The organism is Amycolatopsis sp. NPDC024027 (assembly GCF_040638975.1).
Lineage (GTDB): Bacteria > Actinomycetota > Actinomycetes > Mycobacteriales > Pseudonocardiaceae > Amycolatopsis.
In genome coordinates this window covers 265,838-279,585 of the sequence record NZ_JBEZYY010000007.1, presented here as the reverse complement: position 1 = coordinate 279,585, position 13,748 = coordinate 265,838, and the positions used below count along the sequence as shown (strand labels likewise).

The window sequence follows — 13,748 nt, the reverse complement described above, 5'->3', positions numbered from 1 at the left end:
GATTCTTGCACATGTTGGCTTTCCGGCCACTCGATCAAACCGGGCGGCCGGATGACCATCGAAGTCATGAACGTCTTGTGGGTTTTCGCGCATCCCGAGCCGCGCTCCCTGAGCGGGGCCCTCCGTGACGACGGGCTCCGGACGCTCCGGGAGCTCGGCCACGACGTCCGGGAGTCGGACCTGTACGCCATGAAGTGGAACCCGGTGGTCGACGCCGCCGACTTCGGAGCCGAAGCCGACGACGGCCGGCTGGTCATCGGGGCGACGTCGGCCCGGGCGCACGCGCGCGGCGAGCTGAGCGCGGACATCGTGGCCGAGCAGGAAAAATTGGCTTGGGCGGACGCGGTCGTCGTGCAGTTCCCGTTGTGGTGGTACGGCCTGCCGGCGATCCTCAAGGGCTGGTTCGACCGCGTCTTCGTGAAGGGCTTCGGGTACGGCGTCCGCGCCGAGGACGGCCGGACCCTGCGCTACGGCGAGGGCCGGCTCGCGGGCAAGCGCGCGATGGTGGTGCTCACCGCGGGTGCCCGCGAGCCGTCCATGGGGCCGCGCGGGGTTAACGGCGCACTGGACGACATCCTGTTCCCGCTGCACCACGGGACCCTCTTCTACGCGGGGATGCCGGTGTTACCGCCGGTGGCGGTCTACGGCGCCGACCGCGTGCCGGACGACGAGTTCGCCGAGGCGCGGGACCTGCTTCGCGAACGCCTGCGGACGCTCGAAACCGAGGAGCCCATCCCGTTCCGCACGCAGAACGGCGGCGACTACGACGACGAACTCGTCCTGCGCCCCGACCGCGCGCCGGGAGTCACCGGCCTGGGCGCCCACCTCACGCGGGCAGGGTGAGCCGCTGGCCGAGACCGCCGTCCACGGGGAGGTCGGCGCCCGTCGTGAACGTCGCTTCGAACGCCAGGAACAGCACCGCCGCCGCGACCTCCTCCGCGGTGGCGTGGCGCTTCAACGGCGTGATCTCGTCGCCGATCGCCTTGAACTCCGCCAGGACGGACTCCGGCACACCGGTCACCCCCATCGTCGGCGTGTCCGTGTACCCGGGGCTGACCACGTTCACCCGGATCCCGCGCGGCGCCAGCTCGGCCGCGTACGTGCGGGCGAACGAGCGCACCGCCGCCTTCGCCGCCGAATACAGGCCCATCCCGGCGATCCCCGCCTCGGCCGCGACCGACGTCGTGAAGACGAAGGAGCCACCCGGCCGGACCAGCGGCGCGAGCCGCCGGGCCGTGAAGTACGCGCCCTTGGTGTTGACGTCGAACGTCCGGTCGTAGAGCTCGGGCGTCGCGTCCTCGTGCGGCGTCAGCGTCGAGAACCCGACGTTGAGGAACACCAGGTCCAGCTCACCGAGCGTGCGCGCGGCCACCTCACCCAGCTCGGCGACGTCGGCCAAGCGCGCCGCGTCCGAGGAAAGCAGGTGCGCCTTGCCCGGCAGCGTTCCCGCCAGCGGGGTCACGTCCCGGCCGGTGAGCAGCACCTCCGCGCCGCCGTCGAGCAGGGCGCGCACCACCGCCAGCCCCATCCCGTGCGTGCCGCCGGCGACGACGGCCTTCTTTTCCTGGTACTTCACCGGATCTCCTCGATGACGCTGGCGATCGCGTGCGCACCGTGGCCCGCCGCGACCGCTCGGTCGAACAACTCCCGCAGCACCGCGGGCACCGCTGTGCTGATCCCCTGCGCGCGGCTCGTCTCGACCAGCAAGCCGAGTCCCGCCGCGTTGATGTCCAAAGCGGACACATCGGTGGTGTAGTCGCCGCTCGCGACCTGCTCGCCGATGCCCGGCAGGAACCCGCCGACGGCCGACTGCCACGCCGATGCCATCGGCGCGAACTGCTCAGGCGTGACGCCCTCGGTCCCGACCAGCGCCAGCGCGTGCAGGTAGCCGGCCATCGTCGACCACATCATGCCGAGCAGCGCCAGGTCGTACAGCGCCGGCAGGCCGGCGTCCTCGCCGAGGAACACCGGTGCGCCCAGCACTTCCAGCACGTCGCGCTGCGCCGCGAACGCCGGTTCCGAGCCCCCGTAGAGGATCTGCGCCGCCGGTGTGCCGATGCCCTGCGGTACGGCCATGATCACGCCGTCCACGTAGTCGATGCCCTCGGAAGCCGCCCACTTCGCGGCGCCCCGCGCCTGCTCCGGCGTCCCGGACGTGAGGTTGACGAGCACTTTCGGCGTAGCGGCTTCGAGCACGGGCCGCTGGGTGTCGTAGGTGGACAGGCAACTGAGGACGACGTCGGCCGAAGCCGCTTCCGCCGGTGTCGCCGCGAGCCGGGCGCCGCGGTCGAGCAGCGGCCCCGCCTTGAGCGGCGACCGGTTCCACACCGAGACGTCGTGTCCCGCCCCCAAGAGCGCCCCGGCGAGGGCGGCGCCCATCCGCCCCAGGCCGAGCACGCCCACGTGTTTCTGGCTTTCTCCCATGGATTCCATGCTGCTGGCGCGCTTTACACTGGACAAGTACCGACTAATAAGTCAGGTACCCACCAAAACGTAAGGATCCTGGATGCAGCCTCGAACGTACCGCTGCGGGTTGGACGCGGCCGTCGACGTGATCGGCGGCCGGTGGAAGGCCCTGATCCTCTGGGCGCTGCACGCCGAGCCGCTGCGGTTCGGCGAGCTGAAGCGCAAGGTGGCGGGGATCAGCGAAAAGATGCTGATCCAGGCCCTGCGGGAACTGGAGGCGGACGAGATCGTGCACCGCGAGGTGTTCCACGAGATCCCGCCGAAGGTCGAGTACTCGCTGACCGGGCTGGGTCAGCGGCTGAACACGGCGTTGCTGCCGCTGGGTGACTGGGGCGAGGAGAACATGGCCGGCATCGCGGAGCGCCGGGGCGTCACGCCGGCGCCACCGCATACGGCTTCAGCGTGATCGCGTTGCCCGCCTTGAGCGGCAGCTCTTCGATCAGCTTGCGCCACGGCAGGTACGGCAGCAGCCGGTAGTTCAGGTTGCGGAACTTCAGCCACCCCCGCGTCGGCGGGACGAACCACTTCCCGTTGCCCTCGGCCAGTTTCTGGCAGGCGTCGACGAACCCGCGCATCTCGCGGGTGTAGGCGCCGAACGCCGTCGCGTGGTCGCCGCCGGCGGCCGCGAGCTCGCCCGCGAGCACGTACGCACCGACGATCGCCAGGCTCGTTCCCATTCCCGAGAGCGGTGCGGCGCAGTACGCGGCGTCGCCGACCAGCGCGACGCGCCCGCGTGCGTACGAGTCCAGCTTGATCTGGCTCGCCGAGTCGAAGTAGAAGTCCGGCGCTTCCCGCATGGCCGCCAGCAGCGCCGGCGTCTCCCAGCCGACGTCGCGGAACTTCTCCTCGACGATCCGGCGCTGCTGCGCGGCATCCCGGGGGTCGTGGTCGAGCCGGTCGGCGCCGAACCAGAACAGCGCCTTGGCCTCGGTGTTGTCCCGCGCGCTGTAGACGCCGACGGTCCGGTTCGGCTCGTTGTAGAACCGGCCGGCGCGGTCGAGGCCGAGGTGGTTGGGCACGGTGAAGATCGAGACGTAGTAGCCGAGGTCGCGCCGGAACCGGGACTCCTCGCCGAAAGCCAGCGACCGCACGTTCGAGTGCAGCCCGTCGGCCCCGATGACCAGGCCGAACTCGCGCGGTTCGCCGTGGGCGAAGGTGACCGTGACGCCGTCGCCGTGCTCGGCGATGCCGGTGACGGAATCGCCGAAGACGTACTCGACGCCGTCCCGCGTCGCGTCGTACAGGATGCGCGCGAGGTCGCCACGCAGGATCTCGAGTTCGCCGCTCTGGTAGGTCGGCGGTGTGACCACCAGCGGCCGGTCCGCTCTGTCCACATAGGTCACTTCGCCCATCCGGGTCGCCGCCGCTTCGACCGCGCCCAGCAGGCCCATGCGGTCGAGGACCCGCATCGACGCGCCGCGGAAGTCGACCGCGTAGCCGCCGTCGCGCAGTTCGGGAGCGCGTTCGACGACCGTCGGCGTGAAGCCGTGACGGCGGAGCCAGAAGGCCAGCGCGGGGCCGGCGACGCTCGCGCCGGAGATGAGGACTCGTCTGTTCTGCATGCCAAGCACGGTAACCCCGATTTGGGCGATCGCGCAAGGCGTTCGCCTAAGACGTTCGTGCTAGGCTCCGTCCATGGGCAACAAGGAGTCACTGCTGGCGGGCGCCAAGCGCTGCCTGTACGAGAAGGGCTACGCCCGCACGACGGTGCGAGACCTGGCTTCGGCGGCGAACGTGAGCATGGCGGCCATCGGCTACCACTTCGGTTCGCGCGAGGCGCTGCTCAACGCCGCGCTGATCGAGGCGAACGAGGAGTGGAGCGAAACGCTGGCGAAGACGCTGCAGGTGGAGACGCCGCCGGACACGCCACCGGCCGAGCGCTTCGAGCTGATCTGGCAGCGCGTGATCGAGTCGTTCGGCGAGCACCGCCGGATGTGGGCGGTGAGCTTCGAGGCCTGTTCCCAGCCGGACCTCGACGAGCAGGTCCGCGCCCAGCTGGCGAACGCCGTCGAACTGGCCCGGCACGGCCTGGCGAACCTCTTCCAGGGCCTCGACGACGGGAGCGCCGAGGCCCGGGCCGCCGGCACGGTGCACCAGGCCCTGCTGTCGGGCGTGATGCTCCAGTGGCTGATCGACCCGGACCACGCGCCATCGGGCGCCGACCTGGCGTGCGGCCTGCGCCTGATCGCGAAGGACGTCCTGACCTAGACGGCGACCAGGTCCGCCCCGGCGAAGAACGTTCGCGCGGCTGCCGTCGCGTCGGCGTCCAGGAGCACGTCGCCGGGGCGGCTGCCGTTGCCGAGCAGGACGCCGCCCCAGTTCATGCTCAGGTACTCGGCGCACAGTTCCAGCGTGCCGATCAGCGGCTGGGCCTCGCGCGCCGTCTCGCTCAAGACGCTGACGCCCCACAGCGCCTTGCCGCGCATCCGCGGCTTGAACTCCACCGGCAGCCGCATCCAGCCCGACCAGTAGTCGAGGTAGAGCTTCACGCTCGCCGCCACCGAGTACCAGTACACCGGCGACACGATCACGATGTCGGTCGCCGCGAAGGTCGCGTCCATCAGCAGCTGCTCGTTCTCGCCGGGCTCCGGGTGCGCACCGGCGCCGTGGCGGCGGTCCTCGAACGGCGGCAGCGGCACCTCGGGCAGCCGGATCCACCGCTGCTCGACGTCCTTGGGCAGTTCTTTGGCCGCCAGCCTGGCCAGCATTTCGGTGTTGCCCCCGGCCCGCGCGGCGCCGACCAGGAACAGGAAGCTGCGGTCGCTCATGTCCACCCTCTCGATGTACTTGCATGTACATATAAATACTGTCCCTGGACTATCCTGGCGTCAAGAGGAGGCCGGAAATGACCGTCGACGAACTGGCCTGGGGCCGCGTGCTCGTGCTGCACGCCCGGATCGAGCAGGAACTCGCCAAAGCGCTGCAGCGGCGCCACGGGCTCGGGCTGTCCGAGTACCGCGCCCTCGGCAGACTGGTCGCGGGTCCCCGCGGTGGCTTACGAATGCAGGAGCTCGCCGACGCGATCGGCCTCAACCAGAGCTCGGTCAGCCGGATGTGCGCCCGCCTCGAAGAAGCCGGCCTGACCATCCGCGACCTGTGCGAAGACGACCGCCGCGGCGTCTACTCGGTGATCACCGACACCGGCCGCAAGCGCTACAGCGAAACCGAACCGACGTACTGCGCGGTGCTGCGGACCGCGCTCGACAAGGCCGCGAGCGACCCGGAACTCGCCGCCGCCGTCGCCGCCGTCCGCGGCGCTTGACCCGAATATTCCTCAGTGGTTATATACCGGGACAGGCAACCCACGGGAGGACGCGTGTCCGGACGAGCGAAGCTGCAGACCGACGGCGAACGTCCGGCGCTCCGGCTGGAGCGCCGCCTGAAGCACCCGCCCGAAAAGGTCTGGCACGCCATCACCGACCCGGCGGAGCTCGAGCACTGGTTCCCCGCGAAGGTCGACGTAGAACTGCGCGCGGGCGGCGCGATCCGGTTCACCTTCCCCGGCCAGGACGACACGACGACCGGGCAGGTCGTCACCGCCGACCCGCCGCGCGAATTCACCTTCGTCTGGAACGACGACACGCTGCGCTGGCTGATCTCCCCCGACGGCGACGGCAGCCTGCTGGAGTTCACCCACACCTTCGGCCGCGGCGACCCGGCGATCGCGAAGCTCGCGGCGGGCCGCACCGCCGCGGGCTGGGACACCTGCCTCGACGCGCTCGCCGCCCGCCTGGCCGGGCGGGACTTCGCGCAACCGCGGGAGTGGCACGGGCGGATGGCGTCCTATGTGGAGGAATTCGGCCTCGACGACGGCGAAGTCCTCGGCGACGGCACGATCCGCTTCCGCCGCGACCTCGTCTGGAAGCCGGTGGACGAGGTCCGGGCCCTGCTGCCGGACGAACCCGGCTGGCACGTGCTCCAGGACCCCCTCGAAGGCACCCGGGTCGAGTTCACCGAAGCGGCCGGCGACGACGTCCCGGCGCAGCTGGCCCGGCGCCACGAGCAACTGGACAAGCTGTTCGCCGCGACCCACGGCGTCACCTTGCCGGACTGGCCGCCCGAGCGCGTCGAAGCCGTGAAGAAGCATTACGCGGAGCATCCGACCCAAGGTTGACGCGCGGGCCGGAGGTCCGCATTACGGTCGGTTCATGCGCATTCGCGTCGTTCTGGACGTGCTGGCCGTCCTGGTGCTGACCCTGGGGGCCGGCGGCAACCTCGCCGCCGGCGCGTGGACGCTGCCGCTGTGGCTGCCCGCCTGGCTCGGCTGGACCATCCTCGTGGGGAGCGTCGTGCCGATCCTGCTGCGGCGCTGGTGGCCGCGGCCCGCCTACATCCTTTCGCTGGTGATGACCGCGGCGGCGGTGCCGATCGGCGGGCCGGTGCTGGCGATCGCCGTCGTGGCGGCGGGCTGTGCGCTGTACACCTTCGTGGTGGCCCACGGCAGCCGGGCGACCCGGGTCGGGTTCGTGGCCGGGCTGGTCGGCGTCGGCGTGGTCGGCATCGCGGTGCCGAACCCGAGCTCGGCGACGACGGTGAACTTCGGCGCGTCGGCGCTGATCGTGGGGTTCGCACTCGGCATCGCCGTCCACGGCCGCCGCGAGCACGCCGCGATCGAGCGGGAAACCCATGCCCAGCAAGCGGTTTCGGCGGAACGGCTGCGGATCGCGCGGGAGATGCACGACGTCGTCGCGCACAGCATGAGCCTGATCGCGGTGAAGGCGGCGGTCGGCAACCACGTCGCCCTCGAACAGCCCGACCAGGCCCGCGACGCCCTGCGCGTCATCGAAGAGACCAGCCGCGAGACCCTGGCCGAGCTGCGGCGCGTGCTCGGCGTGCTGCGCGACGGCACCGGCGTCCCGGCGCTGGCGCCCGCGCCGTCGCTCGACGACCTGCGGGCGCTCGCCGAACGCGCGCAGCAGGCGGGTCCCGCCGTCGACCTGGTCGTCGACGGCCTCACCGAGCTGCCGGGCGGGGTCGGCCAGTCGGTGTACCGGATCGTGCAGGAGGCACTGACCAATGTGGTCAAGCACGCGGGCGCGGCGACGTGCCGGATCCACGTCACCGGCGGCGACGGCGAGGTGGCGATCGAAGTGCTCGACGACGGCCGCGGCGGCGAGGCCGTCCCCGGCCACGGGCTGATCGGGATGCGCGAACGCGTCGCGGTCTACGCGGGGGAATTCTCCGCGGCGCCCGGCGAAACCGGCTTCCGCGTCTTCGCGCGGCTGCCCTACGAAGCACCGGTGACGGCCCGATGACCCGCGTCCTGATCGCCGACGACCAGGCGTTGCTGCGCGGAAGCTTCCGGGTGCTGGTCGACAGCGCGCCGGGCCTCGAAGTCGTCGGCGAGGCGTCCGACGGCGCCGAGGCGGTGGCCCTGACCCGCGTCGAGCGGCCGGACGTCGTGCTCATGGACGTCCGGATGCCGGAGATGGACGGCATCGAGGCGACCCGCCGGATCTGCGCGGAATCCGACGTCCGGGTACTGATGCTGACGACGTTCGACCTCGACGAGTACGTCTATTCGGCGCTGCGCGCGGGCGCGAGCGGGTTCCTCCTGAAGGACACCCGCCCGGCGGACCTCCTGGCGGCGATCGACGTCGTGGCGTCCGGCAACGCGCTGCTGGCGCCGTCGGTGACGCGGCGCCTGGTGGCGGAGTTCGCCCGGCTGCCGTCGGGCCCGGTGACCCGGCTGGACGGCGTGACGGCCCGCGAACAGGAGGTGCTGTCGCTGATCGCCCGCGGCCTGTCGAACGACGAGATCGCGGCGCGCCTGCACCTGGGCATCGCGACGGTGAAGACGCACATCGGCCGGCTGCTGCACAAGCTCGCGGCCCGCGACCGGGCGCAGCTGGTGATCGCGGCGTACGAATCCGGGCTGGTCCGGCCGACGGCGTCCTGAGTAGGGTGGAACGGCCGATCACGAGGGGGGATCCGATGAGCACCGAACGTCGCGAGCCGGGCGAGGACGAGCTCCTCCCGCCGCCGCTCGTGCCGCCGGACGAGGACTGGGAGCCGGAGTCGCGTCCCGATTGGGGCAACCAGGGCGGGGTGCCCGGCCACGGCCCGCACCAGCCGATGCGCGAACTCGACTCGGAGGACGGACCCCCGCCCCGCCGCGGCGGCCCGACCGGCTGAGCCGTCGTGATCCCCCAGACCCTGGGCGCGCTCGCCGGGTTCCTGGCGCTCGTCGCGCCGGGCATCGTGTTCGAGCTGCGCCGCGAACGCCGCCGCGGCCGCCACCAGGAGACGGCGTTCCGCGAGGCTTCCCGCGTCGCCCTCGGCAGTCTCGTCTTCACGCTGGTCTCCGTGCTGCTCATGACGGCGGTGCAGGCGGCCGGCGCCCGGTTGTTCGTCAGCCCGGTGGGCTGGCTGACCCGCGGTGAGGCCTACGCGCGCGAGCACCTGACGCTGATCGTCGTCAGCGTCGCCGTCGAGCTGGCCGTGGCGTGCGCGCTCGCGACGGGGTTCGAAGCGTTCTTGGCCCGCCGACGCGGCGAAGCGGCCACGGTCCAGCAGCGCTCGGCGTGGGCCCAGGCGTTGCGCACGGACCGGCCCATCGGCAGCCGCGCGTGGGCGCACGCCCAGCTGGAGAACGGCACGTCGTTCTACGGGTACGTCCGCTCGTACACACCGTCGGGTCCGCTCGCCGACCGTGAGCTGGTCCTGGAGGGTGCGGCGTTGACCTGCGAGAACGACGCGGGAACGAAGGTCATCGGCGAGGACTGGCGGCGAGTGGTCATCCCGGGCTCGAAGATCGCCTACCTGCGCGTGACGTACCTGGACGCGGTCACCGGCGAACCCCTCACCCCACCGCCCGGGTGAACGGGGCGAACCGCATCGACGGATCTCCGGGCAGCGGACGGCCGTCCAGGACCAGCCGCGGTGCCGGGGCGCCCGGGACCAGCCCCCGTTCGCGGATCCACGTCGTCAGGCCGGGGAACCGGTGGTCCGGATCCACCCGCACCTCGCCCGGCACCGACCGCGCCACCCCGCGGATCAGCCGCCGCGCCTGCTCCTCGGTCGCCGCGACGACCGGGCCGATCACCGTCACGTGGCCGATGTCCGTCCCGAACGCGAAGCCGCCGTCGACCACGTAGGGCTCCCCCAGCCGTTCCAGCAGCGGCCGCCGGTCGACGCCCTGGGCCGCGAGGTCCAGCGCGAAGACGTCGGACAGCGAGCCGGGCGAAGCTCCCGGGCCGCCGTCATCGGCGAACGTCCCGGTGTGGCCCTGGCAACCGCCATCGGGGACGAACCCCATCGATTCGTACAACGGCCGCCCGAACTTCGACGCGTGCAGCCAGACGACCCGGTCCCCCGCCGCCGCGACGGCGTGCGCGGTGATCGCGCGGCCCAGGCCCTGCCGCTCGTAGCGAGGTGCGACCAGGACCATCGAGATCGACGCCACCGAGCCGAACGGCACCAGGACGGCGGCCGCCGCCAGGCCGTCGCCGTCCGGCGCGGCCACTCCGAACACCCGGCCGACCTCGTGCAGCAGCTGCCACTTCGGTGGTTCCCGCGGCCACGAGCGGGACTCGGCCAGGTCGGAGCAGGCGGGCAGGTCGGCGGCGGCGAGGGTCCGGATCTCCATGGACGTTGCCTACGCCACACGCCAAGTGACCGACAAGTAGTTAAGCTCCCGTGGCATGAGCAGTGCGACGGAGCCGCTCGGGACGCCGCCCGAGGATGAACCGGACATCCACACCACGGCCGGCAAGCTGGCCGACCTCTACCGCCGGTACGACGAGGCGGTGCACGCCGGTTCGGCCCGTGCGGTGGAGAAGCAGCACGCCAAGGGCAAGAAGACCGCGCGCGAGCGGATCGAGCTGCTGCTCGACGAGAACTCGTTCGTCGAGCTCGACGAGCTGGCCCGGCACCGCTCGACCAACTTCGGCCAGGAGAAGAACCGGCCCTACGGCGACGGCGTCGTCACCGGCTACGGCACCGTCGACGGCCGTCCGGTGTGCGTGTTCAGCCAGGACGTCACCGTCTTCGGCGGCAGCCTCGGCGAGGTGTACGGCGAGAAGATCGTCAAGGTGATGGACCTGGCGATCAAGACCGGGCGCCCGATCGTCGGCATCAACGAGGGCGGCGGCGCACGCATCCAGGAGGGCGTCGTCTCGCTCGGCCTCTACGGCGAGATCTTCCGCCGCAACGTGCAGGCCTCCGGCGTCATCCCGCAGATTTCGCTGATCATGGGCGCGAACGCGGGCGGGCACGTCTACTCCCCCGCGCTGACCGACTTCGTCGTGATGGTCGACGAGACCTCGCAGATGTTCATCACCGGCCCGGACGTCGTCAAGACGGTCACCGGCGAGGACGTCACCTTCGAGGAGCTCGGCGGCGGCCGCACCCACAACACGAAGTCCGGCGTCGCGCACTACCTCGGTTCCGACGACGAGGACGCCATCGCCTACGTCAAGGAACTGCTTTCCTACCTGCCGCAGAACAACCTGTCGGACGCGCCGGTGTTCGAATCGCCGGACAGCCCGGCCGGGTTCTTCGACGACGTCACCGACGCCGACCGCGAGCTCGACACGATCATCCCGGACTCGCCGAACACCCCGTACGACATGCACGAGGTGATCACCCGGGTCGTCGACGACGGCGACTTCCTCGAGGTCCACGAGCTGTTCGCACCGAACATCATCGTCGGTTTCGGCCGCGTCGACGGCCAGAGCGTCGGCGTGGTGGCGAACCAGCCGACGCAGTTCGCCGGCTGCCTCGACATCGACGCGTCCGAGAAGGCCGCGCGGTTCGTCCGCACCTGCGACGCGTTCAACATCCCGGTGCTCACCTTCGTCGACGTCCCGGGCTTCCTCCCGGGCACCGAGCAGGAGTGGAACGGCATCATCCGCCGCGGCGCGAAGCTGATCTACGCCTACGCGGAGGCCACCGTCCCGCTGGTCACGATCATCACGCGCAAGGCCTACGGCGGCGCGTACGACGTCATGGGGTCGAAGCACCTCGGCGCGGACATCAACCTGGCCTGGCCGACCGCGCAGGTCGCGGTGATGGGTGCCCAGGGCGCGGCGAACATCGTGCACCGCAAGACCCTGGCCAACGCGGCCAACGAGGGCCGCGACGTGGATCAGCTCCGCGCGGAGCTGATCCAGGAGTACGAGGACACGCTGCTGAACCCGTACGCGGCGGCGGAGCGGGGGTACGTCGACTCGGTGATCGTGCCGGCGCACACCCGCGGCCACGTCGCGCGGGCACTGTCGCTGCTGCGGAACAAGCGGGAGTCGCTGCCGCCCAAGAAGCACGGGAACATCCCGCTGTGAGCGAGGAAAAGAAGCCCCTGCTGCGGGTGGTCCACGGAAACCCGAGCGACGCCGAGCTGGCGGCGCTGACGGCGGTCGTCGCCGCGGCGTCGGCCGCGAAGGCGCCGGAGAAGCCGAAGCCGCGTTCGTCGTGGTGGGGCGATCACGCCGCTTCGCTGCGTCGGCCGCTTCGCCCGGGCGAAGGGGCTTGGCGCGCTTCGGGTCTGCCTCAGGGCTGAAGGGCGTCGAGGAACACCGTCGGGGCTTGGTTTTCCCGGACGATCGTGCCCAGCAGCCCCGCGAGCCGGTCGCGGTCCGGGGTGCCCAGGCTCGCGGCCAGCTCGTCGACGCGGCGGCACGTCGCCGCGTAGAAGTCCTCCGCGAGCTCGTGGCCTTCCCCGGTCAGGACGACGTGCACGGCGCGGCGGTCGTCCGGGTCGGGTTCGCGGCGGACGAGCCCGCGCTTGACCGCCCGGTCGACCAGACCGGTGAGGCTGGATTTTTCGAGGCCGAGCGTGGCGCCCAGGTCGCCCATCCCGTACGGCCGGCCCATCAGCACGCACAGCAGCTGCCCCTGCTGCACGGTGAGCCCGTACTCGCGGGCGGACTCGGCGTAGACGGCGTTCACCAGGAACGATGCCCGCACGAGCCCGGCCACCACACCGATGTCCGTCCCGCTCTTCCCCATCCGCTCAGCCTACTTCGCGACGGCCTCGCGCACGGCGGGCACGATCTCCTCGGCCCACCGCGCGACGGCGACCTCGTCGGGTGTGGTGCGGTCGGCCCCGAAGAGCACGAATCCGGCCGCGCCGTGCTCCAGCACCGCGCCGGTCAGCTCCTCGATCCACTGCGCGGGCGAGCCGCCGATCCAGCGTCCGTCCTCGGCGCGGGTCTTCGCGAGCGGCTCCGCGGTGATGCGTCCGGGGAAGTTGTAGACGGTGGCGATGTCACCGGGGTCGCGCCCGGCGTCCACCGCCGCCTCGTCGATCAGCGGGCGCGAAGTGCGGTAGCGCTCGCTGAGCCAGTCGGCGGCGCGCCCGGGCATCCACCCGTCGGCCACCCGCCCGGTGACGGCGAGGGACTTCGGCCCGACCGACCCGGTCCACACCGGCGGCATCGCTTCCGCGGCCGGCTCCAGGGCGGTGACCTGGTAGAACTCGCCGTCGAAGGTGACCGGCTCGCCGCCCCCGCCCAGCAGCTTCACCAGCCGGATCCCCTCCTCGAACGCGCGGACGGCCTGCCCCGGCGTCAGCTTGGTGAAGCCGAGCCGCGCGATGTCGTCCCACAGTCCGCCGACGCCCATGCCGAGCACGATCCGGCCCCCGGTCAGCGCGGACAGGGAGGTGATCGTGCGGGCGAGCATCGCCGCGGGCCGCGTCGGCAGGTTGGTGACGCTGACCAGGCCGGAGACCCGTTCGGTCTTGCCCAGCAGGACACCGAGTTCGGCGTACGCGTCGAGCCGGTCGGCGAAATAGGGATGATCGGACACGGTGACGAGGTCGAGCCCGCCACGGTCGGCCTGGACGGCCAGCTTCAGGGTGTCGGGGACAGCGGTGACCGAGGTGGACACGCCGATGCCGAAGTGCGTCATGATTCCTCCCAGTTAGTTCGTACTACGAACATAGCATAGGTAGTTCTTGATGCGAACTACTTGTCTTTCGGGGCGGTGAGACCTCGCGCGGCCCGGCCGGAAAATGAGTCGAGCCGCCGGCGATCGCTTGCTACCTTGGTTTCGCCCGGTGCGACGGGGAAGGTTACTTCGGTGATCATTGGTTCGAATCCAAACCCGGCCACCTCACGGTGACCGGTCAACACACCTTCGCCGACCGAGACCTCGGGCACCCAACTTCATCCGCACTCCCGGTGCGTCACCGATCTCGGGAGCCACGGCCACACCGATGCCCGGTGCGCAGGCGAGGGTTACTTCCTCTCAGTGGGCAGGTCGGGGGTTCGAATCCCTCCCGGACCACACGGTCCGGTAGCTCAGTGGCAGAGCAGCTGTGTACCTTCACCGACTTCGAT

Annotated in this window: 18 protein-coding genes; 11 read left to right on the top strand and 7 right to left on the bottom strand. The window is 71.2% G+C overall.

The features are described 5' to 3' along the window. The first annotated feature begins 66 nt into the window (after window positions 1–66). Complete coding sequence (locus AB0F52_RS20080; RefSeq protein WP_360172751.1) at window positions 67–843, top strand: NAD(P)H-dependent oxidoreductase; 777 nt, start codon at window positions 67–69, stop codon at window positions 841–843. Here AB0F52_RS20080 and AB0F52_RS20075 read toward each other — a convergent pair. Continuing rightward, a complete protein-coding gene (locus AB0F52_RS20075; protein WP_360172748.1) occupies window positions 827–1,576 on the bottom strand; it encodes an SDR family oxidoreductase in 750 nt (249 codons plus the stop codon). The two genes, AB0F52_RS20080 and AB0F52_RS20075, sit on opposite strands and share 17 nt — an antisense overlap. After that, window positions 1,573–2,424 carry an NAD(P)-binding domain-containing protein gene (locus tag AB0F52_RS20070; protein WP_360172745.1) on the bottom strand — a complete coding sequence of 284 codons (852 nt, stop codon included), beginning with the start codon at window positions 2,422–2,424 and terminating at the stop codon, window positions 1,573–1,575. Before AB0F52_RS20070 ends, AB0F52_RS20075 begins: the two co-directional genes overlap by 4 nt. An 82-nt stretch (window positions 2,425–2,506) precedes the next feature. On the opposite strand from AB0F52_RS20070, the gene AB0F52_RS20065 reads away from it, so the two are divergent. Beyond that, window positions 2,507–2,872, top strand: a complete 366-nt coding sequence (locus AB0F52_RS20065; RefSeq protein WP_360172742.1) for a helix-turn-helix domain-containing protein — start codon at window positions 2,507–2,509, stop codon at window positions 2,870–2,872. Here AB0F52_RS20065 and AB0F52_RS20060 read toward each other — a convergent pair. Continuing rightward, window positions 2,838–4,028, bottom strand: a complete 1,191-nt coding sequence (locus AB0F52_RS20060) for an FAD-dependent monooxygenase (RefSeq protein WP_360172739.1) — start codon at window positions 4,026–4,028, stop codon at window positions 2,838–2,840. The two genes, AB0F52_RS20065 and AB0F52_RS20060, sit on opposite strands and share 35 nt — an antisense overlap. Before the next feature lie 73 nt (window positions 4,029–4,101). Between AB0F52_RS20060 and AB0F52_RS20055 the strand changes: the two genes are divergently transcribed. After that, window positions 4,102–4,674 carry a TetR/AcrR family transcriptional regulator gene (locus tag AB0F52_RS20055; protein ID WP_360172737.1) on the top strand — a complete coding sequence of 191 codons (573 nt, stop codon included), beginning with the start codon at window positions 4,102–4,104 and terminating at the stop codon, window positions 4,672–4,674. Here the strand turns inward: AB0F52_RS20055 and AB0F52_RS20050 are convergent. Further along, window positions 4,671–5,234, bottom strand: a complete 564-nt coding sequence (locus tag AB0F52_RS20050) for an NAD(P)H-dependent oxidoreductase (protein ID WP_360172734.1) — start codon at window positions 5,232–5,234, stop codon at window positions 4,671–4,673. The two genes, AB0F52_RS20055 and AB0F52_RS20050, sit on opposite strands and share 4 nt — an antisense overlap. 77 nt (window positions 5,235–5,311) lie before the next feature. Here AB0F52_RS20050 and AB0F52_RS20045 point away from each other — a divergent pair, with 77 nt between their 5' ends. Genes AB0F52_RS20045 through AB0F52_RS20020 form a run of 6 tightly spaced genes read left to right on the top strand, consistent with a single transcriptional unit; the run spans window position 5,312 to window position 9,288 of the window. Continuing rightward, entirely contained in the window at window positions 5,312–5,728 is a 417-nt protein-coding gene (locus AB0F52_RS20045; protein ID WP_360172731.1) for a MarR family transcriptional regulator, read from the top strand. 54 nt (window positions 5,729–5,782) lie between these two features. Next, complete coding sequence (locus tag AB0F52_RS20040) at window positions 5,783–6,580, top strand: SRPBCC family protein (RefSeq protein WP_360172728.1); 798 nt, start codon at window positions 5,783–5,785, stop codon at window positions 6,578–6,580. A 34-nt stretch (window positions 6,581–6,614) separates the two neighbouring features. Next, a complete protein-coding gene (locus AB0F52_RS20035) occupies window positions 6,615–7,721 on the top strand; it encodes a histidine kinase (RefSeq protein WP_360172725.1) in 1,107 nt (368 codons plus the stop codon). Next, entirely contained in the window at window positions 7,718–8,365 is a 648-nt protein-coding gene (locus AB0F52_RS20030; protein WP_360172722.1) for a response regulator transcription factor, read from the top strand. Before AB0F52_RS20035 ends, AB0F52_RS20030 begins: the two co-directional genes overlap by 4 nt. Window positions 8,366–8,400: 35 nt before the next feature. Beyond that, entirely contained in the window at window positions 8,401–8,601 is a 201-nt protein-coding gene (locus AB0F52_RS20025; RefSeq protein WP_360172719.1) for a hypothetical protein, read from the top strand. Between the two features lie 6 nt (window positions 8,602–8,607). Beyond that, window positions 8,608–9,288, top strand: a complete 681-nt coding sequence (locus tag AB0F52_RS20020; protein WP_360172716.1) for a DUF6338 family protein — start codon at window positions 8,608–8,610, stop codon at window positions 9,286–9,288. Here AB0F52_RS20020 and AB0F52_RS20015 read toward each other — a convergent pair. After that, complete coding sequence (locus AB0F52_RS20015; protein ID WP_360172713.1) at window positions 9,269–10,054, bottom strand: GNAT family N-acetyltransferase; 786 nt, start codon at window positions 10,052–10,054, stop codon at window positions 9,269–9,271. The genes AB0F52_RS20020 and AB0F52_RS20015 overlap by 20 nt on opposite strands. Window positions 10,055–10,109: 55 nt before the next feature. Between AB0F52_RS20015 and AB0F52_RS20010 the strand changes: the two genes are divergently transcribed. Together AB0F52_RS20010 and AB0F52_RS20005 are read left to right on the top strand one after the other, a co-directional pair. After that, window positions 10,110–11,747 carry an acyl-CoA carboxylase subunit beta gene (locus AB0F52_RS20010; protein ID WP_360172710.1) on the top strand — a complete coding sequence of 546 codons (1,638 nt, stop codon included), beginning with the start codon at window positions 10,110–10,112 and terminating at the stop codon, window positions 11,745–11,747. Further along, the gene (locus tag AB0F52_RS20005) at window positions 11,744–11,965 is read left to right on the top strand and encodes an acyl-CoA carboxylase subunit epsilon (RefSeq protein WP_360172707.1); all 222 of its coding nucleotides are present in this window, start codon (window positions 11,744–11,746) and stop codon (window positions 11,963–11,965) included. The genes AB0F52_RS20010 and AB0F52_RS20005 overlap by 4 nt, the downstream gene beginning before the upstream one ends. On the opposite strand, the gene AB0F52_RS20000 is transcribed toward AB0F52_RS20005, so the two are convergent. Next, entirely contained in the window at window positions 11,956–12,414 is a 459-nt protein-coding gene (locus tag AB0F52_RS20000) for a MarR family transcriptional regulator (protein WP_360172704.1), read from the bottom strand. The two genes, AB0F52_RS20005 and AB0F52_RS20000, sit on opposite strands and share 10 nt — an antisense overlap. A 9-nt stretch (window positions 12,415–12,423) precedes the next feature. Further along, entirely contained in the window at window positions 12,424–13,317 is an 894-nt protein-coding gene (locus tag AB0F52_RS19995) for an LLM class flavin-dependent oxidoreductase (protein WP_360172701.1), read from the bottom strand. Window positions 13,318–13,748 lie beyond the last annotated feature (431 nt).